This window comes from Micromonospora sp. DT53, from assembly GCF_049841535.1.
In the GTDB taxonomy this organism is placed as follows: domain Bacteria; phylum Actinomycetota; class Actinomycetes; order Mycobacteriales; family Micromonosporaceae; genus Micromonospora.
Window position 1 is genome coordinate 304,770 of the sequence record NZ_JBNCKM010000003.1, and the last position, 20,204, is coordinate 324,973.

General features: G+C 72.2%; 15 protein-coding genes. 11 read left to right on the plus strand and 4 right to left on the minus strand.

The genetic code is table 11. The annotated features are described in order from the left end of the window. Positions 1-63: 63 nt before the first annotated feature. Positions 64-2,325: a catalase gene (locus ACLQ3B_RS12760; RefSeq protein ID WP_425780367.1), complete on the minus strand. Its 2,262-nt coding sequence runs from the start codon at positions 2,323-2,325 to the stop codon at positions 64-66. 184 nt (positions 2,326-2,509) lie between these two features. Here ACLQ3B_RS12760 and ACLQ3B_RS12765 point away from each other — a divergent pair, with 184 nt between their 5' ends. The 10 genes from ACLQ3B_RS12765 to ACLQ3B_RS12810 all read left to right on the plus strand — a co-directional run bounded on the left by ACLQ3B_RS12765 (position 2,510) and on the right by ACLQ3B_RS12810 (position 14,007). Further along, complete coding sequence (locus tag ACLQ3B_RS12765) at positions 2,510-3,409, plus strand: alpha/beta hydrolase family protein (RefSeq protein WP_425780369.1); 900 nt, start codon at positions 2,510-2,512, stop codon at positions 3,407-3,409. Positions 3,410-3,546: 137 nt separating this feature from the next. Then, on the plus strand, positions 3,547-4,332 hold the full coding sequence (locus ACLQ3B_RS12770) for an ABC transporter ATP-binding protein (RefSeq protein ID WP_425780371.1): 786 nt from the start codon (positions 3,547-3,549) through the stop codon (positions 4,330-4,332). After that, on the plus strand, positions 4,329-5,111 hold the full coding sequence (locus ACLQ3B_RS12775) for an ABC transporter ATP-binding protein (RefSeq protein ID WP_425780373.1): 783 nt from the start codon (positions 4,329-4,331) through the stop codon (positions 5,109-5,111). The genes ACLQ3B_RS12770 and ACLQ3B_RS12775 overlap by 4 nt, the downstream gene beginning before the upstream one ends. A 30-nt stretch (positions 5,112-5,141) precedes the next feature. Beyond that, complete coding sequence (locus ACLQ3B_RS12780; protein WP_091399163.1) at positions 5,142-6,020, plus strand: branched-chain amino acid ABC transporter permease; 879 nt, start codon at positions 5,142-5,144, stop codon at positions 6,018-6,020. Then, on the plus strand, positions 6,017-7,126 hold the full coding sequence (locus ACLQ3B_RS12785) for a branched-chain amino acid ABC transporter permease (protein WP_425780375.1): 1,110 nt from the start codon (positions 6,017-6,019) through the stop codon (positions 7,124-7,126). Before ACLQ3B_RS12780 ends, ACLQ3B_RS12785 begins: the two co-directional genes overlap by 4 nt. An 85-nt stretch (positions 7,127-7,211) precedes the next feature. Then, the gene (locus ACLQ3B_RS12790; RefSeq protein ID WP_425780377.1) at positions 7,212-8,498 is read left to right on the plus strand and encodes an ABC transporter substrate-binding protein; all 1,287 of its coding nucleotides are present in this window, start codon (positions 7,212-7,214) and stop codon (positions 8,496-8,498) included. A gap of 333 nt (positions 8,499-8,831) precedes the next feature. After that, positions 8,832-9,443, plus strand: a complete 612-nt coding sequence (locus ACLQ3B_RS12795; protein ID WP_425780379.1) for a TetR/AcrR family transcriptional regulator — start codon at positions 8,832-8,834, stop codon at positions 9,441-9,443. Between the two features lie 64 nt (positions 9,444-9,507). Further along, positions 9,508-12,330 (plus strand): AAA family ATPase, encoded by a 2,823-nt coding sequence (locus ACLQ3B_RS12800; RefSeq protein WP_425780381.1) that lies wholly within the window; start codon positions 9,508-9,510, stop codon positions 12,328-12,330. A gap of 46 nt (positions 12,331-12,376) precedes the next feature. Beyond that, complete coding sequence (locus ACLQ3B_RS12805; protein ID WP_425780383.1) at positions 12,377-13,525, plus strand: acyl-CoA dehydrogenase family protein; 1,149 nt, start codon at positions 12,377-12,379, stop codon at positions 13,523-13,525. 17 nt (positions 13,526-13,542) lie between these two features. Beyond that, positions 13,543-14,007: a MaoC family dehydratase gene (locus ACLQ3B_RS12810; protein ID WP_425780385.1), complete on the plus strand. Its 465-nt coding sequence runs from the start codon at positions 13,543-13,545 to the stop codon at positions 14,005-14,007. 54 nt (positions 14,008-14,061) lie between these two features. On the opposite strand, the gene ACLQ3B_RS12815 is transcribed toward ACLQ3B_RS12810, so the two are convergent. The 3 genes from ACLQ3B_RS12815 to ACLQ3B_RS12825 all read right to left on the minus strand — a co-directional run bounded on the left by ACLQ3B_RS12815 (position 14,062) and on the right by ACLQ3B_RS12825 (position 17,520). Continuing rightward, complete coding sequence (locus ACLQ3B_RS12815; protein WP_425780387.1) at positions 14,062-15,180, minus strand: cellulose binding domain-containing protein; 1,119 nt, start codon at positions 15,178-15,180, stop codon at positions 14,062-14,064. 282 nt (positions 15,181-15,462) lie between these two features. Further along, positions 15,463-16,461 (minus strand): acetylxylan esterase, encoded by a 999-nt coding sequence (locus tag ACLQ3B_RS12820; protein ID WP_425780389.1) that lies wholly within the window; start codon positions 16,459-16,461, stop codon positions 15,463-15,465. Between the two features lie 21 nt (positions 16,462-16,482). Next, positions 16,483-17,520 carry a LacI family DNA-binding transcriptional regulator gene (locus ACLQ3B_RS12825; RefSeq protein WP_425780391.1) on the minus strand — a complete coding sequence of 346 codons (1,038 nt, stop codon included), beginning with the start codon at positions 17,518-17,520 and terminating at the stop codon, positions 16,483-16,485. 319 nt (positions 17,521-17,839) lie between these two features. Between ACLQ3B_RS12825 and ACLQ3B_RS12830 the strand changes: the two genes are divergently transcribed. Next, on the plus strand, positions 17,840-20,203 hold the full coding sequence (locus ACLQ3B_RS12830) for a glycoside hydrolase family 3 N-terminal domain-containing protein (protein WP_425780393.1): 2,364 nt from the start codon (positions 17,840-17,842) through the stop codon (positions 20,201-20,203). Position 20,204: the final 1 nt, after the last annotated feature.

The window sequence follows — 20,204 nt, forward strand, 5'->3', positions numbered from 1 at the left end:
GGTTGCCGACCGAGGGCTGCCCTCCAGCAGTGCGGAGGACAGCCCTCGAACGGATCGGCTGGGTCAGGCGACCGCTGCGGGGAACCGTTCCCACACCCGGTGCGCGGCCATCAACTGCTGCACCGCCACCAGCACCTCGGCGCCGGATCCCGCCGCCACGACGCCCGGGGTGCCGGCCACGCCGGCCTGCTCCAGCACGGTGACGCCGGCGCCCCAGGCGCCGATCGCCTTGGCGTGCCGCCAGCACTCCTCGACGAGCAGCAGCACGCGGGGGTCGACGGTTGCCGGGTCCGGCCGGCCCGCCTTGGCGTCGCGGGCGGGCAGGGCGTCCGGTGCGGGTGCCGGCGCCCCGGCCAGCAGGACCGCGTCGAACTCGACCGACCGGCCGGTGGCGAAGGTGCGCTGCACCGGCAGGTCGCCCACCACGCCGCCGTGCGGGGCGATCAGCAGCGGCACCATGCCGGCGTCGAACACGGCCCGGCGGACCTCGTCGACGCCGTCCAGGTCGCCGTCGGGGTCGACGACGATCCCGACGACGCGCCCGTCACTGGGCCACTCCCGACCGACCTGCGACAGCGCCGGGCTGGGCGTGACGTCGACGAGGGGAGTGGTCGGCTGCGGCGCGGGCAGGCCCAGACCGGTGGCGACCTGCTCGCACAGCACCGGGTCGATGTTGGCGAGGCTCTGCAGCTGACGCTCCTTGATCGACTGGTGGTAGCACTTGCCCAGCTCGAAGGTGTACGCCCGGATGATGTGCTCCTTCTCGACCGGCGACATGCTCAGCCAGAACAGGCGGACCTGGCTGTAGTGGTCGTCGAACGAGGCCGGGTTCGCGCGTACCTTCGGTGCCTGCGCGACGGTGACCGGCACGTCGACGAAGGCGTGCTCGGCGTCCCCGGCGGGGAACGGGTTGCCGCCGTCGAGCGAGTTCGGCCGGTACGGCGCGACGCCCGCGTGCACGGCGTGCTGGTGGAAGCCGTCGCGCAGCATGTCGTTCACGGCGGCGTGCGGTCGGTTGATCGGGATCTGCGTGAAGTTGGGCCCGCCCAGCCGGGTGAGCTGCGTGTCGACGTACGAGAAGAGCCGGCCCTGCAACAGCGGGTCGTTCGTGACGTCGATGCCCGGGGGCAGGTGGCCGAGGTGGAAGGCGACCTGCTCGGTCTCGGCGAAGAAGTTCGTCGGGGTCCGGTTGAGCACCAGCTTCCCGATCGGCTGCACCTCGGCCAGTTCCTCCGGCACGATCTTCGTCGGGTCCAGCAGGTCGATGCCGGCGAAGGTCTCCTCGGGAGTGTCCGGGAAGACCTGGATGCCCAGCTCCCACTCCGGGTACGCGCCGGCCTCGATGGCGTCGTAGAGGTCACGGCGGTGGAAGTCCGGGTCCATGCCGCCGAGCAGCTGCGCCTCCTCCCAGGTCAGCGAGTGGACGCCCAGCTTGGGCTTCCAGTGGAACTTGGCCAGCACCGTCTCCCCGGCCTCGTTGACGAGGCGGAAGGTGTGCACGCCGAAGCCCTCCATCGTCCGGTACGAACGCGGAATGCCCCGGTCGGACATGTTCCAGATGGTGTGGTGCTGCGCCTCGGTGTGCAGCGACACGAAGTCCCAGAAGGTGTCGTGGGCGCTCTGCGCCTGCGGGATCTCCCGGTCGGGGTGCGGTTTGCCGGCGTGGATGATGTCCGGGAACTTGATCGCGTCCTGGATGAAGAAGACAGGCATGTTGTTGCCGACCAGGTCGAAGGTGCCCTCGTCGGTGTAGAACTTCGTGGCGAAGCCACGGGTGTCGCGGACCGTGTCGGCCGAACCCCGCGAGCCGAGCACCGTGGAGAACCGGACGAAGACCTCGGTCTCGCGCCCCTTCTTGAGGAAGCCGGCCCTGGTGACCGCCTCGGCGGTGCCGTACGCGGTGAACACACCGTGCGCGCCGGCGCCCCGGGCGTGCACCACGCGCTCCGGAATGCGTTCGTGGTCGAAGTGCGTGATCTTCTCGCGTAGGTGGTGGTCCTGCAGGAGCACGGGGCCGCGCGGGCCGGCCTTGAGCGAGTGGTCGGTGTCGCGCAGCCGGGCCCCGTTCGCGGTCGTGAGGTAGGCCCCCTGCTGGCCGTTCGCGACCGTTGGCGCGCCGGTCTCGGCGCCGGTCGGCGTGCGCGTCTGCGGTGCCCCCTGTTCCGGCTTCGGCGGCAGCGGGTCGTGCGGCGTCGTCGGTTCATCGAGGGGTGGCGGCGCGCTCCCCGGCGCTCCGGGGACATCCGGGGTGAGGGCGTCGGCGATCTTTCCTGAGGCGGTCTTCACGGCGTTCTTGACCGCCTCGGCGGGCTTGCTGGAATCCACTGATTGAACCTCTCCATGGCGCGTGTGCGGGCCGGCGCCTGCCCTGCTACCCCTGGTCAGAGGGTCGAAACACAACTTGTCTCGGCATCCTGCCCGGGGACTGGTGATTTCGCCGATGCCGGGATCGGCGGAACAGCCAAAACTGACATACGTCGATATCCCTCGACTTTAGGGAGTGCCCGACGTGTCCTCACCAACCACCACCCGTCCCCGTTCCGTCGCAGCCCGTGCCACCCGACTCGCGCTGGCCGCCGTCCTGGCCGCCGGCGGCGTCCTGGCCGGATCGTCAGGCGCCGCCCAGGCCGCGAGCCCGTACGAGCGGGGCCCCGCCCCGACCACCGCGATCCTGGAGGCCAGCCGTGGCCCCTTCGCCACGGCCTCGCAGAGCGTGTCCTCGCTGAGCGTCACCGGCTTCGGCGGCGGCGTCATCTACTACCCGACCAGCGCCAGCGAGGGCACCTTCGGCGCCATCGCCATCTCGCCCGGTTACACCGCCGCCTGGTCCAGCATCAGCTGGCTCGGACCGCGCATCGCCTCGCACGGCTTCGTGGTGATCGGCATCGAGACCAACACACGGCTGGACCAGCCGGACAGCCGGGGCCGGCAGTTGCTCGCCGCGCTGGACTACCTCACCCAGCGCAGCTCGGTGCGCACCCGGATCGACAGCAGTCGACTCGCGGTGGCCGGCCACTCCATGGGTGGCGGTGGCACCCTGGAGGCGGCCTCGTCGCGACCGTCGTTGCAGGCCGCGGTGCCGCTCGCGCCGTGGAACACGGACAAGAGCTGGTCCGAACTGCGGGTGCCCACGCTGATCATCGGTGGTGAGAGCGACAGCGTCGCGCCGGTGGCGTCGCACTCGGTGCCCTTCTACAACAGCATCCCGGCCTCCGCCGAGAAGGCGTACCTGGAGCTGAACGGGGCGAGCCACTTCTTCCCGCAGACCACAAACACGCCTACCGCGCGGCAGATGGTGGCCTGGTTGAAGCGGTTCGTCGACGACGACACCCGCTACGAGCAGTTCCTCTGCCCCGGCCCGAGCGGTTCGCAGATCGAGGAGTACCGCAACACCTGTCCCAGCGCCTGACGGCGGTCACCGGGGCGGTCGCCGTTGGCGGCCGCCCCGTCCACGTGCGCGCGGCCGCATTGAAGGTCTTGACGCCATACCCGAGAAACGTACACTGCGAGTGTAAATAAACACCCGCCACGACAGAGGGATGGGTGATGGAGCGCGGCCTCGAACTGCACCACATCGGCGTCCGTTTCGGCGGCCTCACCGCCCTCGACGACGTCTCCCTGCGGGTGCCACCCAACCAGGTGGTGGGCGTCATCGGGCCCAACGGCGCCGGCAAGACCACACTGTTCAACGTGATCTGCGGCTTCGTCACGCCGGAGACGGGTTCGCTCACCCTCGACGGCCGGTCGCTGCGGCCTCGGCCGCACCGGCTGACCCGGCTCGGCATCGCCCGGACCCTGCAGGGCACCGGGCTCTTCGCCGGGCTCACGGTGCTGGAGAACGTGATGACCGGCGCTTCGCACACCGCCCGTGCGGGTTTCGTCCCGGCGCTGCTCGGGCTGCCGGCCAGCGACCGCGACGAGCGCCGGCTCCGCGGGGACGCCCTGGCCATCCTCGACGAGTTGGGCATCGCCGAGCACGCCGAGGCCGCGCCGACCACCCTGCCCTTCGCCGTACGCCAGCGGGTCGCCCTGGCCCGCGCGCTCGCCGCCCGGCCCCGCCTGCTCCTGCTCGACGAGCCGGCCGGTGGCCTCGGCGCCGACGACATCGCCGCCCTGGCGGAGCTGGTCCGGCAACTGCCCCGGCGGGACACCGACCCCTGTGCCGTGCTCCTGGTCGAGCACCACATGGACCTGGTGATGGCCGTCTGCGACGAGATCGTGGTGCTCGACTTCGGCCGGGTCATCGCCGCCGGCACCCCGGACGAGATCCGTGACGACCCGGCGGTCACCGACGCGTACCTCGGTGCCACCGTCGAGGAGGTGACTCCATGAGCGCGAGGAGTGAGCCGGGTTTGCGAGCCCCGCAGTCGCGACCGAAAGGTGATCCCGTTCGCGCGACCGACCTGCTCGTCGTGCGGGGGCTGGTCGCCGGCTACGGCGCCGCGCCCGTGCTGCGGGCCATCGACCTCACCGTCCCGGCCGGCACGATCGCCGCTGTCGTCGGCGCCAACGGCGCCGGCAAGACCACGCTCCTGCGTGCGCTCTCCGGCATGATCCGCCCGGCCGCCGGCCAGGTCCTCCTGGCCGGGGAGGACCTTCGGGGTACGCCTGTGGAGCAGCTCGTCCGACGCGGCATGGCGCACGTCCCGGAGGGTCGGGGCGTGATCAGCGAGCTGACTGTCGACGAGAACCTGCGGCTGGGCGGGTTGTGGCGACGCGACCGGGCCGACGCCCGGCTGGCGCTCGACGAGGTCTACCAGCTCTTCGAGCCCCTGGCCCGTCGCCGCCGCCACCTCGGTCACCAGCTCTCCGGCGGTGAGCGGCAGATGCTCGCGCTCGGTCGGGCCCTGGTCGGCCGACCCCGTCTGCTGCTGCTGGACGAGCCGTCGCTCGGCCTGGCGCCACGGGTGGTCGCCCGGACCATGGCGTTGCTGCGTCAACTGCGCGACCGCACCGGCCTGACCGTCCTGCTGGTCGAGCAGAACGTGCGCAGCGCGCTCGCCGTCGCCGACCAGGGCGTCGTGATGTCCCTCGGTCGGGTGGTGATCGCCGCCCCGGCGGCGCGGCTGCGCGACGACGTCGACCTGCGCCACGCGTACCTCGGTTTCTGACCACCACCTCGTCCCCCGGAGGGAGGACTGTTGGACCGCTTCGTGTTCCTCACCGTCGACGGCCTGTCCCGGGGCGCGGTGTACGCCGCGTTCGCGCTGGCCCTGGTGCTCATCTGGCGGGCGGCGCGGGTCGTCAACTTCGCCCAGGGGGCGATGGCCGTCGCCGCCGCGTACGTCGCCTACACCGTCAGCACCGCGACCGGCTCGTACTGGCTGGGCTTCGTGGTCGCGATCGTCGCCGGCCTGCTGCTCGGCGCGCTCGTGGACCGGGTGGTGATGCGGCACGTCGATCACGCCTCACCGCTCAACCCGGTGATCGTCGCGCTGGGGCTGGTGCTGCTGATCCAGGCCGTGCTGGGCATGGTGTACGGCAGCGAGTTCCGCCCGGCCGAGGCCCCGTTCAGCCGGTCCGCTCTCACCGTTGGCGGGGTCGCCGTGCTGTCCCCGTACGACCTGTTCGTCTTCGCCACGATCGGCGTGGTGGTCAGCGGCCTGGCCTGGATGTTCGCACGTACCCCGGTGGGGTTGCGGATGCGGGCGGCGGCCTTCGCTCCGGAGGTTTCCCGGCTGCTCGGGGTCAACGTCGGTGGCATGCTGACCCTCGGCTGGGCGCTCGCCTCCGGGGTGGGCGCGCTGGCCGCCATGCTGGTCCTGCCGACCGAGTTGGGTCTGCACCCGCACGCGATGGACCTGGTGTTCGTCTCGGCGTTCACCGCGGCGGTGGTCGGCGGGCTGGACAGTCCACCGGGGGCGGTGGTCGGCGGCCTGGTGGTGGGGCTGCTGCTCTCCTACGTGAGCGGCTACGCCGGCAGTGACCTCACCCCGCTCGCGGTGCTGGTCCTGCTGCTGGCGGTGCTGCTGGTCCGGCCCGGTGGGCTGTTCGCCCCGGTCGCGGCGAGGCGGGTGTGAGCGCCACGAGGGCGGCCCTGCCGCCGACACAGCAGCTCGTCGACAAGGGTCGACCCGTCGACCGGCGACGCGGCTCGACACTGCTGCGCCACCTCGCGATCATGCTCGTCGTCGGGCTCCTGCTGGTCGGGGTCAGCTACGCCGTCGAGCCGTTCCGCAACTTCCAGCTCGCCACAGTGGCCGCCTACCTCTGCGCGACCGCCGGGCTGACCGTCCTCACCGGGCTCAACGGTCAACTGTCGCTCGGGCATGGCGCGTTGATGGCGACCGGGGCGTACACCGTGGCGCTGTGCCAGACCGCGTTCGCCGACCGGGGGATGACCGGCGGTTGGCTGCTGCCGCTCTCGCTGGGCGCGGCGATCGTCAGCACGGTCGCGGTGGGCGCGGTGGTCGGTGTGGCGGCGGCCCGGCTGCGCGGCCCCTACCTGGCCGGGGTGACCCTCGCGGTGGCCGTGGTGGTGCCGGCGCTGGCCGTGACCTTCGACGGCGTGTTCAACGGCGAGCAGGGGCTGTCGGTGCCGGTGGAGCCGCCGCCGCTGTCGCTCGGCCCGTACTTCCCGTACGAGCGGTGGCAGCTCTGGGCCACCGGTGCGGCCACCCTGCTCGCGCTGCTGCTGTTGGCGAACCTGATCCGCAGCCGTTACGGGCGCACCTTCCGGGCGGTCCGCGACGACGAGGTGGCGGCCCGCCTCGCCGGCATCCACGTGGCCCGCACCCAGGTCCTCGCGTTCGTGGTCAGTGCCGCCACCGCCGGGCTCGGCGGCGCGTTGCTGGCGGTGCTCGCGCAGAGCGTCTCACCCGGGGCGTTCTCGCTGACCCTGTCGCTGTTCCTGCTGATGGCCGTGGTGATCGGTGGCCTGGGCCGACTGACCGGCGCGCTGTGGGGGGCCGTCCTGCTGGTCGCCCTGCCCGATCTCACCCACTCGCTGACCGACGCGCTCACGCTCTCGCCCGCGGTGGCGCAGCGGCTGGAGGGCAACCTCCCCCTGGCGATCTTTGGACTCACCCTGATCGTCGTCATGATCGCCGCCCCCGGCGGTGTGCAGGGTCTGCTGTCGCGTCTCGGCCGGGTGTTGCTGGCCAAGTGGCCGACCCGGCGTTCCTGAGCTGTCCCCGGTCCGGCCTCGGCCGGGCGCCCCACCACCACACCGTTCCCACCGAAAACCGGACCGAGAGAGGTCGGTGTTTCCCATGCACCGTAAAGCGCATCGCGGCCTCGCGATCGCCAGCACCCTTGCCCTGCTCATCACCGCGGCCGGCTGTAGCGGCGACGACGGCCCCGGCTCCGGCGGAGCGTCGGTGCCGGGCGTCACCGACACCGAGATCGTCGTCGGCACCCACATGCCGCTGACCGGGCCGGCCTCGGCCGGCTATTCCAAGATCGCACCGGCGACGAAGGCGTACTTCGACTACGTCAACGCCAACGGCGGGGTGCACGGCCGGAAGATCACCTACAAGATCATGGACGACGGCTACAACCCGGCGAACACCCAGCAGGTGGTCCGCCAGCTCGTCCTACAGGACAAGGTCTTCGCCGTCCTCAATGGCCTGGGCACGCCGACGCACAGCGGGGTGCTCGACTTCCTCAAGACCAACCGGGTGCCGGACCTGTTCGTCGCCTCCGGCAGCCGCAGCTGGGACCAACCGGACAAGTATCCGGGCACGTTCGGGTTCAACCCGGACTACACGGTCGAGGGCAAGATCCTCGCCAACTACGCGAAGCGGGACCTGGCCGGGCAGAAGGTCTGCTTCCTCGGTCAGGACGACGACTTCGGCCGGGACAGCCTGGCCGGCGTGGAGAAGGTGCTCGGCGCCGGGGCGGTAGCGGTCAAGCAGACGTACGTCACCAGCAACACCAACGTGGCGCCGCAGATCGGCGCGTTCAAGGCGGCCGGCTGCCAGGTCGTCGTGCTGGCCACCGTGCCCGGCTTCACCGCGCTCTCCGTCGGCACCGCGGCCCGGCTGGGCTTCAAGCCGCAGTGGCTGGTCTCCAACGTCGGCGCCGACCACCCGACCCTGGCCAAGCAGCTCGGCGCCGCCGCGCCGCTGCTGGAGGGCATGGTCGGCACCAACTATCTGCCGATGCAGAACGACACCGCGAACCCGTGGATCCAGCTCTTCACGAAGGTGAACAAGGAGCACAACGGGGACGCGCCGTTCGACGGCAACACCGTCTACGGCATGTCGGTCGGCTACCTCTTCGTGCAGACGCTGCTCGCCGCCGGAAAGGACCTCACCCGGGAGAAGGTGCTGGACGCCGTGCAGAAGGGTGGCTTCCAGGGCCCCGGGCTGGTGCCGCTGCGCTACTCCGCCAAGGACCACTCCGGGTACGGCGGCCAGCGGCTGAGCCGGGTGACCGGGGGAGTGCAGAGCTACTTCGGGCCGGCGTACGAGACGGACGAGGCGGACGGGTCGGTCAACGAGTACACCGCCACCCCGGCCGCGCCGCCGGCGAACGGGGTGCCGACCGTCTCCTGACGTCCCGTACTCCCGACATCCGACCGGGCGTGGTCGCGCGTGACCACGCCCGGTCGGACGGCCGCGCGTGTGCCGCTGGCGCGGCCTTCCGGCCGATCGTCCGAGGCGTTGACCGATGCCGATCAGCGCTCCTACTATCTGCACTGTGAATGCACATTCGGGCCGTTCCGTCGCCCGACGACACCACCTGGAGGATCGTCGGCGACGGCGGCTCCTCGCTGACCGCTCGGGCCGGACGGCGGCGTCGGCGGAGCGTCCGGCAATGCTGATCAACGCCTGTCTAGACTCGGCGGTGCGTCGGGGGACGCCATGGCGGTGAGGGGGCGGGGGCGGATGGACGGGGTCGATGTGGCGGGCCGGGTCGACGGGCGCACCGCCCGCGCCGAACGGACCCGGGCGGCCATCGTCGAGGCGCACCTCGCGCTCATCTCCGAGGGCGACCTCCGCCCGACCGGGGAACGCATCGCCGAACGGGCCGGCATCTCGCTGCGCACCCTCTGGACGAACTTCAAGGACATGGAGACGCTCTTCGAGGCGAGCGGCGCGGAGGTGCTCCGCCAGCAGGACGCCGCCCACCGGCCGATCTCCCCTGGGCTGCCGTTGGCGAAGCGGGTCGACGCGTACTGCCGGCAGCGGGCTCGGCTGCTCCAGCTCATCGCACCGTCGGCACGGGCCGCCCAGATGCGTGAGCCGGTCTCCGAGCAACTGCACCGCAACCGTCTCAAGCACATCGAACGGGTCCGTGACGAGGTCGAGGAGCTCTTCGCCGTCGAGTTGGCCGAGGCCGCTCAGGGGCGGGAGCAGTTGCTCAACGCCCTGGTGGTGGCGAGCACGTGGCAGGCCTGGTCGATGCTGCGCTACGGGCTCGCTCTGGGCGTGGACCAGGCCCGCGCGGTGATGGCCCGGACCGTGGGCGCCCTGCTGGCCGAGGTCGCGCCCGACTGATTCCGGCCCGGCCCGATATCGCCCCCTCTTTCCATTCGGTTTCCGATGGGTAACACTGGCAAGCATGGTTACTGCATCAAGAGTGCAACTAACCGTGCTGCGTGGCCGGGACGACGAGTGCCGGGCTGTCCGGAGCCTGCTCGACGGCATGACCAACGCCGGCGGTGCCCTACTGGTGCGCGGAGAGCCCGGATCGGGCCGGACGGCGCTTGTCGGCTACGCCCATCGGCACGCCGAGGGCTGCGCCGTGCTCACCGGCAGCGGGCTCGCCGAGGAGGCCGCCCTGCCGTACGCCGGTCTGCAACGTCTGGTCGACCCGGTGCTCGACCGGGCCGCCGCCCTGCCCACCGAGCAGCGCCAACTGCTGCGGCGCGCGCTGGCCGGGGAGAGCTGCCCGGCCGACCGGCAACTGACGCTGTCGGTGGCGGTGCTCGGGCTGTTCGCCGCCGCCGCCCAGGATCGGCCGTTGCTCGCCACCATGGACGACATCGACCGAGGTGACCCGCAGACCGCGCAGGTGCTGGCGTTCGTGGCCCGCCGACTGCGGCACCTGCCGCTCGCCGTCCTGCTCACCGCGGACGTCACCGCCAACCTCGACGGGATACCGGCACACCGACTGCGCGTGCTGACCGAGCAGGAGAGTGTCGCCGTCCTCGCCGACCGCCTGTGTCGGTTGACCGAGCGCGAGGGCGTCGACCGGCTCCCCGAGCGGCCCGCCGCGTCGGCCCTGACCGCGTTGGCCACGATCGGCGGCGGCAACCCGCAGGCCCTGGTGGATCTCGCCGAGGTGCTCAGCGCGGGACAGTGGCGGGGGGAGGAGTCGCTGCCCGCCGCGCCACCGGCGGACGGAGCGCTGGGTCGCGCGTACCGCGCCCGGCTGGACCGCCTGCCACCGGAGACCCGACGGGTGCTGCTGCTCGCGGCGCTCGACGAGGACGGCGAGCCGGTCACCCTGATCCGGGCCGCCGCAGCCGCCGGCGCCGAGGTCGAGGCGCTCGCCCCGGCGGAGGTCGCCGGTCTGGTCCGGATCGACCAACGAGGTGTCACCTTCCCGCAGCCGCTGGTGCGCGCGATGATCGCGGCCGGCGCGCCGCTGGCGGAGCGCCGCGCGGCGCACCGCCTGCTCGCCGGGGTGCTGGTCGCGGACGGGCAGCGGCTCCGCCGAGCGATGCACCTCGCCGCCGCGACGGGGGGTGCCGATCCGGCCCTCGCCGCCGAGCTGGAACAGGCGGCGGTCGTCGGGTCCGATGGCTGGGCCGCCGCCTCGGTGGCCCTGCGCTGGGCCGCCGAGTTGAGCGACCATCCACGGCTGACCGCCGCCCGACTGTTGACCGCTGCCCGCTACGCCTGGCTCGGGGGGCAACCCGACGCGGCCCGGCTACTGCTCGACCGCCTCCGCGCGGTCTGCGCCGAGCCGATCGTCCGAGCGCGTGCCGACCTGCTCCGTGGTGAGCTGGAGCTGCGCTGCGGCGCCGCGTCGAGCGCGTCGGCCACGCTGCTGGCCTCCGTCGCGGCGGTGGACGGCACCGACCGCGCCTTGGCGTTGACCGGGCTGGTGCGAGCCGGTGAGGCGGTCTGCTTCGTCGGTGACCAGTACCGGTACGCCGAGGTCGGCCGCCGGGCGCTGGCGTTGCGGCGCCCCAACGACCCGCCGGCCGTGGAGGTGATGAGCTGCCTGATCGCCGGGGTGGCGGCGACCTTGCGGGGCGACCACGAGCGAGCCGGGCCCGCGCTGCGCCGAGCCGTGGTGCTGGGCGGCCGGCTGACCGGTTGGGCGTTGACCCCCACCGCGCTCAGCTGTGCCGCGGCGGCCGGACTGCTGGTGGCGGTGGACGGCGCGGCCCACCGGCTCGCCGAGCGCGCCGTCGAGCTGGCCCGGGAACGGGGCGAGGTGTCCATGCTGTCGCGGGCATTGGAGTTACGGGCGGTCGCCGAGTACTGGCTGGGTCGACACGAGGCGGCGGCGGTGACCTCCCGCGACGGGTTGCGCGTCGCCCGTGCCAGCGGCCAGGTCAACTGCGCCAACGTCCATCTGGGCATGCTCGCCGTCCTCGCCGCGATCCGGGCCGACCGGGACACCAGCCTGCGCCGGATCCGCGAGATCGGCGAGTCGCCGACGCCGGGCAGCCGCCCGCACGCGCTCGCCGCGTGGGCCCTGGCGGTGCTCGACCTGGTCGACGGCCGGCACGCCGAGGCCGCCGACCGGCTGGCGTCGCTGGCCCGGCTCGGCACCGGTCGAGGCCAGGTCCTCGTGCAGGTGATGGCCACCCCGTACCTGGTGGAGGCGGCGGCCCACCTGGCGCACCGGCCGGCGGCGACGGCCGCGCTCGCCGCGTTCGACAGGTGGGCCAGCAGCACCGCGAGCCCGCTGCGCCGGGCCCTCTCCGCGCGGTGCCACGCGCTGCTCGCTCCCCGGGGCGGCGCCGAGGCGGAACGGGATTTCCAGACGGCGCTGCGCCTGCACCCGACGGAGGCCGGCACCTTCGAGCGGGCCCGCACCGAACTGCTCTTCGGCCAGGAGTTGCGCCGCAGTCGACGCCCTCGCGACGCGCGGACGCACCTGCACCAGGCCCGCGAGATGTTCAGCCTGCTCGGGGTGGAGTGCTGGGCCGAGCAGGCCACCACGGAGCTGCGGGCGGCCGGGGAGTCGATCGGTCCGCCGGACCTGCCCGCGGCGCGGTTGCTGACCGGCCAGCAACTGCGGATCGCCGAGCTGGTCGCCGAGGGCGCCACCAACCGGGAGATCGCCGCCCGGATGTTCCTCTCCACCCGTACGGTCGACCACCATCTGCGCAACGTGTTCCACCGGCTGGGCATCCGTTCGCGTACCGAGCTGGCCCGCGCGTTCACCGCCGAACGCCACGTCGGTCTCGCCTCGGACCGGTGATCGTCCGGCCTGGACGCATTAAACTATCACCGCTAGTTTGAGCGTCATGGACCTCACCCTCTCCGCCGAGCAGGCGGCGGTCCGCCAGCTGGCCGCCGAGTTCGCCAACCGCGAGCTGCTGCCGCACGCGGCCACCTGGGATCGCCGCGAATCAGTCGACCCCGCCATCGTCGGCATGCTCGGTGACCTGGGCTTCCTCGGGCTGACCATCGCCGAGGCCGACGGCGGTTCCGGCGGCGACCACCTCGCGTACTGCCTGGTCCTGGAAGAGCTCGGCCGGGGCGACTCGGCGGTGCGTGGCATCGTCTCGGTCTCGCTCGGCCTGGTCGCCAAGTCGATCGCCGCGCACGGCAGTGCGGAACAGCGGGCCGAGTGGCTACCGAGGCTCTGCGCCGGCAGCGCGCTCGGCTGCTTCGCGCTGACCGAGCCGGACAGCGGCTCGGACGCGGCGGCACTGCGCACCCGTGCGGTCCGCGACGGCGCCGACTGGCTGCTCACCGGCACGAAGACCTTCATCACCAACGGCACCACCGCCGACGTCGCGCTGGTCTTCGCCCGCACCGGCGGCCCCGGGCACCGGGGGATCAGCGCGTTCCTGGTGCCCACCGACAGCCCAGGGCTGACCCGGCGGGAGATCCACGGCAAGCTCGGCCTGCGCGGTCAGGCCACCGGCGAGCTGGGCTTCGACGAGGTACGCGTGCCCGACACGGCCCGCCTCGGCGCCGAGGGCGGCGGGTTCCGGCTGGCCCTGGCCACCCTCGCCAAGGGCCGGATGTCGGTGGCCGCCGGGTGTGTCGGCATCGCCCAGGGCTGCCTCGACGCGGCGGTCGGCTACGCCGGGCAGCGGACCCAGTTCGGCAAGCCGATCGCCGGGCACCAGCTCGTCCAACAGTTGCTCGCCGGCATCGCGGTGGACACCGCGGCCGCCCGGCTGCTGGTGTGGCAGGTGGCCGACCTGATCGACCGCGACCAGCCGTTCGCCACCGAGGCGTCGGTGGCCAAGCTCTTCGCCAGCGAGGCCGCCGTCCGCGCGGCCAACAACGCGGTCCAGGTGTTCGGTGGGTACGGGTACATCGACGAGTACCCGGTCGGCAAGTACCTGCGCGACGCGCGGGTGGCCACGCTCTACGAGGGCACCAGTCAGATCCAGCAACTCCTCATCGGACGGGCGCTCACCGGCGTCAACGCCTTCTAACTGTAGGGAGACCTGGCATGAGAGTGTTCAGCTCGTTTGAGGAGTTGACCGCCGCGACCGGCGCGAGCCTCGGACCCGGTCCGTGGCAGCGCATCGAGCAGAGCCGCGTCGACCTCTTCGCCGACGCCACCGACGACCACCAGTGGATCCATCTCGACCCGGTCCGCGCCGCGGCGGGGCCGTTCGGCGGGACGATCGCGCACGGCTACCTCACCCTGTCCCTGTTGCCGGCGTTGGCGGGCGGGCTCTACCGGGTCGAGGGGGTGGTGATGGGGGTCAACTACGGGCTGAACCGGGTGCGGTTCCCCGCTCCGCTCCGGGTCGGCGACGCCGTACGCGCCACCGCCACCATCGCCGACGTGTCGCCGGTGAGTGGCGGCGTGCAACTGGTCGTGACGGTCACCGTGGACAGCGACAGCGGCGGCAAGCCCGTCTGCGTGGCCGAGACCGTGAGCCGGCTCTACCGCGCCGGACAGCAGTGAGGCTGGTGGTGGGGCGGTGCCGGGCCACCAGGGCCCGGCACCGCGCGGATGGTGTCAGGCGACCGTGCAGGCGGTGCCGTTGAGGGTGAACGCGGACGGTCGGCCGGTGCCACCCGTGTGGGTGGCCTGGAATCCGATGTCGACCGAGGTGTTCGGCGCGATCGTCGCGTTGTAGGAGACGTTGCGGGCGGTCACCGCTCCGCTGGACGGGGAGTAGCTGGCGTTCCAGCCGCTGGTGATGGTCTGCCCACCGGGCAGCGTGAACGTCAGGGCCAAACCGTTTACCGGCGTGCTGCTCGTGTTGGTCAGCGAGACCGACGCGGTGAGACCGCTGTTCCAGGCGCTGACCGTGTACGCGACGCGGCAGTCACCTGTCGGCGTGGTCGGTGGGGGAGTGGTGGGTGGGGTGTCGCCCCCGATGCTGCCGGGCACCGCACGGAGAGCGTCGTACCAGGCGGCGGCCATCTTGCGGTACCCGGTGGCGTTCGGGTGCACCCCGTCGGCCAGGTCGCTGAGCGTCAGGGCGCGGTACATGTCGACCAGGTGTACGCGTTTGCCGGCGGCGGCCCGGCTCTGCACGATTCCGGGGATCGCGGCGTTGTAGCCCCGGACCTGGTTGTCCGCGCCGGATTTCGGGATGATCGTGGCGACGAACACGTCCGCGTTCGGGGCGGTGTTGGTGATCCGGTCGACGAGCGTGGCGAGCCGGGACGGGGCACCGGAGGTGTCGCCGTACATGTCGTTGGTGCCGATGTGCAGCAGCACGGTCCGCGGGTTCGTGGCCCGCAGCCAGTTCACCACGTTGGCGTCGATCTGGGCGATCGTCCAGCCGGAGTGGCCCTGGTGGTCGTGGTCGCCGAGGCTGGCCGGGCCGTTGAACTGGGAGCCGACGAAGTCGATCCGGTAACCACCGGACGTGAACCGCTGCCACAACTCGATTCGGTAACCGCCGGGAACGTTGAAACCGTCGGTGATCGAGTCACCGAGCGGCATCACGCGTACACCGCCGTTGGACTCCGCGTTCGCGGGAGTGGTCGCGATCGGCACGGCGGCGACCATGGCGGCGACGGCGGCCAGGGCCGTCCACCACCGGTGGACCCGCCGGGGCCTCGACGTCGTCGCGCTGCCGGTCGGTGGGAGAGGGACGGGTCGGACGAGTGGTGGAGTGCGCATGGGACTTCCTCTGGTGGGGGTGCGCGACATCCGCGGCCACCGGTGGGACGGCTGCCGCCATGACGCGGTACGCGGAGGTGGGCGGCGCGGCACGACCAAGAACCCGGACGTCTGCACTGGTGGCCGTGGCGGCGTGGCGGGCGCCGGCCGTCGAGGATGTGGCGCGACGGACCGATCAGCCGTGGCGGAGGTGTGCCCTGCACCTCGCCTGACGCACCATAGCGTGTGATCGCCAACACCGGCAATGCATAGGCGTTCGACGATGCCTTGGAGGTGAGCCGCTCAGGCCCCGGCCGGGTGCAGCACCGAGCCCAGCCAGCGCAGCTGACGCCGGACGTGGACGGCCTCGCCGCCCTCGTGGCCGTTGAACGGGTAGACGTGCATCTCCCGCTCGGGTGGCACCGGTCGCCCATTCGCGACGCCGTAGTGGTTGTAGGCGGCGAAGGCGGTTCGCGGTGGGCAGACGGTGTCACGCCGGCCGACCCCGAACTGGGCGGGCGCCGTCGCTCGGCGCGCGAAGCTCACCCCGTCGACATAGGACAGGGTGCGCCACACCGCCTCCTCGGCCTCCCGGTGCACCGCCAGGTACCGGGCGATCTCGCCGTACGGCGCGAGGTCGGTGAGCGCGACGGCCCGGCGCATGTCGCAGAGGAACGGGGCGGTGGTCAGCACCGCGCTGAGATCGTCGACGAGACCGGCCACCGCCAGGGCGATGCCGCCGCCCTGGCTGTTACCGACCACCGCGACGCGGTCACCCTCGACCCCCGGCAGCGCGCGGACCGCCTCGACCGCCCGGACCGCGTCGGTGATCAGGCGGCGGTAGTGGTAGTCCCGCGGATCGAGGATCCCCCAGGTGACCGGCCAGGGCCCGCCGGGCGCGCCGTGCGGGTCGGGGGTGTCCCCGGCGCCGTGCTGCCCCGCCTGGCCCCGGTTGTCCATCAGCAGGTGCGCGTACCCGGCCACCGGCCAGGTCAGCCGTTCGTGGGGCAGGCCGCGACCGCGGCCGTAGCCGGCGTACTCGACCACGGCCGGCAGCGGCTCTCGAACACCGGCCGGGCGGGTGTACCAGGCGCGTACGGGATCACCGCCGAAGCCGGCGAACGTGACGTCCCAGGAGTCGAGCAGCCGCAGGTCGGTGGGCTCGGGACGGACGTCGACGAGCGCCGGCACGGCGGTCGCCTCGGCGAGCGTGTCCCGCCAGAACTCGTCGAAGTCGTCGGGTTCGGCGACCTCGGGCGCGTACCGCTGGAGTTCGTCGACGGTGAAGGCGGAGTGGGGCACGGGTCCTCGCAGGGGCCGGGGTCAGTGCGGGTTGGCGGGGGGCGCGGTGCTCTCCCGAACGACCAGCTCGGTCACCAGGTCGATCCGGCTGGTCGCCGGCTCGTTCCCCCTGGTCAGGTCGAGCAACATCTGTGTGGCGATGCCGGCCATGTCGCGCAACGGCTGGTTGATCGTGGTGAGGGCCGGGTCGGTCCAGGCGGAGACCGGCAGGTTGTCGTACCCGATCACCGAAAGGTCCTCGGGCACTCGCAGGCCGCACTGACGCGCGGCCCGGAGCACCCCCATCGCCTGGATGTCCGACCCGGCGAAGATCGCCGTGGGTCGGTCCGGCCGCTGGAGCAGTTGCAGCCCGTGGGCGTGCCCGGCGCCGGCGGAGAAACTGCCGTAGCGGATCAGCTCCCGGTCGACAGCTGTCCCGGCCTCGTCGTGGGCAGACTGGAAGCCGGCGGCGCGGGCGCGGCTGCACAGCACATCGGGTGGCCCGGAGATGATGGCGATCCGTCGGTGCCCCAGCTCCAGCAGGTGCCGAGCGGCGAGGAGACCGCCGTTCCAGTTGTTCGACCCGACGGTGGGCACTGAGGCCGAGGTGGCGCTGTCGGTGTCGACGACGACGAACGGGATGCCCTGCCGCCGCAGGTGCTGCTGCTGGGCCTCGGCCAGGTGGGAGAGGACGAACACCACGCCCAGGGGGCGGTCGGCGACTAACGCCTCCAGCCATCGTGCTGGCGGGCGGTGCGCGCCGTCGAGCTGGGCGATCGACAACCCGATGCCGGCCGCGGAGGTCACCGCCTCGACGCCCCGCAGGATCTCCATCGCCCAACCCGTGTCGAACTCGTGGAACACGAGGTCCACCCGGCCGCCGCTTGTCGCGTGTCGCCGGGCGCGGCGCTGGTACTGGTGGCGGTCGAGGCTGGCCTCGACGCGGGCTCTGGTGCCGGGGGCGACGTCGCCGCGGCCGTTGAGGACCTTGGACACGGTCGCGACCGAGACGCCGACATCGTTGGCGATGGTCGCGATGGTGGTGGAGGCGGGTGGGTCGAGCGGGTGGTGCTCTGTCATCGCGGCCTCATACAACATTCGAAAGTTTCGGCCGACCTTAACATGATGGGACATTCACACCAGTCGGTGTCGAAGTCGCGTTGTCCATTCGCGGGCCGTTGCACGGCTCATCGGCGACGGAGCGCCGATTGGGGAGTCACCGTGTGCAGGAAACAGGTCCTGGTAGTCCGATTGAGACTCTTGACAGCCATCGATGCGGCACTTAGGTTGCCGAAAAGGTTACGCAGGTTTCCGGAAAGTTTCGGATCGTGAGAAACGTCCGCCACGGAGCTGGTTCCACGAGGGCACGGGGACGTGGCCGGAGCTAAGGGGTCTTGGCATGAGAAGTCAGTCGCCCGACGACAGCGGCGCCGCGCCCTGGCGTGATCAGCGGCTGTCGCCGACCGAGCGAGCCGAGGCGCTCCTGCCGAAGATGACCCTCGAAGAGAAGATCGCCCAGCTCGTCGGGGTCTGGGTCGGCGCCGAGGCCAGCGGCGAGGGCGTCGCACCGCACCAGTCGGACATGATCAGCGAGTTGCCGCAGTGGAGCACTGTCATTCGGCACGGGTTGGGCCAGCTGACCCGCCCGTTCGGCACCGCCCCGGTCGACCCGGTGCTCGGCGCCCGGTCGCTGGCGGCCTCACAGGCGCAGATCGTGGCCGCCAGTCGGTTCGGCATCCCCGCACAGGTGCACGAGGAGTGCCTCACCGGGTTCGCTGCCTGGCGGGCCACCGTCTACCCGACCCCGCTCAGCTGGGGCGCGTCCTTCGACCCCGAACTGGTCGAGGCGATGGCCGACCGGATCGGACGGTCGATGCGGGCAGCCGGTGTGCACCAGGGCCTCGCCCCGGTCCTGGATGTCACACGCGACTACCGCTGGGGCCGTACCGAGGAGACGATCGGCGAAGACCCCTACCTGGTCGGAACGACAGGCGCCGCGTACGTGCGGGGGCTGGAGCGGGCCGGCGTGGTGGCCACGCTGAAGCACTTCGCCGGCTACTCCGCCTCCCGTGGCGGACGTAATCTCGCGCCCGTGCCGATGGGGCGCCGCGAGCTGGCCGACGTCATCCTGCCGCCGTTCGAGATGGCGCTGCGCCTCGGCGGCGCGCGCTCGGTGATGAACTCCTACGCCGAGATCGACGGCCTGCCCGTCGCGGCCGACCGTGGGCTGCTGACCGGGCTGTTGCGCGACGAGTGGGGCTTCACCGGCACCGTGGTGGCCGACTACTTCGCCGTACGGTTCCTGCAGACCCTGCACGGCGTCGCCGGGGACGCCGCCGACGCGGCCCGGCTCGCCCTGCGGGCCGGCATCGACGTCGAACTGCCCACCGTGGACACCTTCGGTGAACCACTTGTGGAGGCGGCACGCCGCGGCGAGATCGACGAGGCGCTGATCGACGGCGCGCTGCGTCGGGTGCTGGTCCAGAAGATCGAGGTCGGCCTGCTCGACGAGGGCTGGCAGGAGTTGCCCGACGACGTGGCGTCCCTGCGCCTCGACGACGAGGCCAGCCAGGACATCGCCGTGCGTCTGGCCCGGGAGTCCGTCGTCCTGCTGCGCAACACAGGCGTCCTCCCGCTGCCCGGAGGCAGCCGGGTCGCCCTGGTCGGCCCGCTCGCCGACGACCCGATGGCCATGCTCGGTTGCTATTCGTTCCCCAACCACGTGGGCGTCAACCACAGCGACTACGGGCTCGGCGTGGACATCCCCTCACTGCGCGACGAGTTGGCCCGACGCGTCCCGCTGCTCACCCACGAACCGGGGTGCGCCATCACCGGCGAGGACACCTCGGGGATACCGGCCGCGGTCGCCGCGGCCGCCGCCGCCGACGTGTGCGTGCTGGCCGTCGGCGACCGAGCGGGAATGTTCGGCCGGGGCACCTCCGGAGAGGGCTGCGATGCCGTCGACCTGCGACTACCCGGCGTGCAGGCCGACCTCGTCCGCGCTGTCCTGGCCAGCGGCACCCCGGTGGTCCTGGTGTCGCTGACCGGCCGCCCGTACGCGCTCGGCCCGGAGTTCGACGGCGCGGCGGCCGTGGTGCAGGCGTTCTTCCTCGGTCAGCTCGGTGGGCAGGCGCTCGCCGAGGTGCTCACCGGCGCGGTGAACCCCTCCGGGCGGTTGCCGGTCAGCGTTCCCCGCGACGGCGGCGGGCTGCCGAGCACCTACCTCACACCGCCGCTCGGCCGGCGCAACAAGGTGTCCTCGATCGACCCGACCCCGGCGTACCCGTTCGGCCACGGGCTGAGTTACACCACCTTCGAATGGTCCGACGCGACGGTGGTCGAGCCCGGCGAAGATCTGGCTGCCTGGCCGGTCGACGGCGAGGTGCGGGTGCGGATCACCGTCGCCAACACCGGTGAGCGGGCCGGCACCGAGGTGGTGCAGCTCTACCTGCACGACCCGGTGGCGCAGACCACCCGTCCGGTGGTCCGGCTGATCGGCTACACCCGACTGGCGTTGGCGCCCGGCGAGGCGGCGCACGTGACGTTCGGCGTACCGGCCGACGTGGCGTCGTTCACCGGGCTGGCCGGCCAGCGGATCGTCGAACCCGGCGACGTCGAGCTGCGCTTCGGCCGATCGAGTGGCGACGTGGCGGCCGCCCTGCCGCTGCGACTTGTCGGCAACGAGCGTCAGGTCGGTCACGAGCGGGAACTGCTCACCTCGGTGCGGGTGGAGCCTCTCGTGGCTGTCCCACAGTCGGCATAGG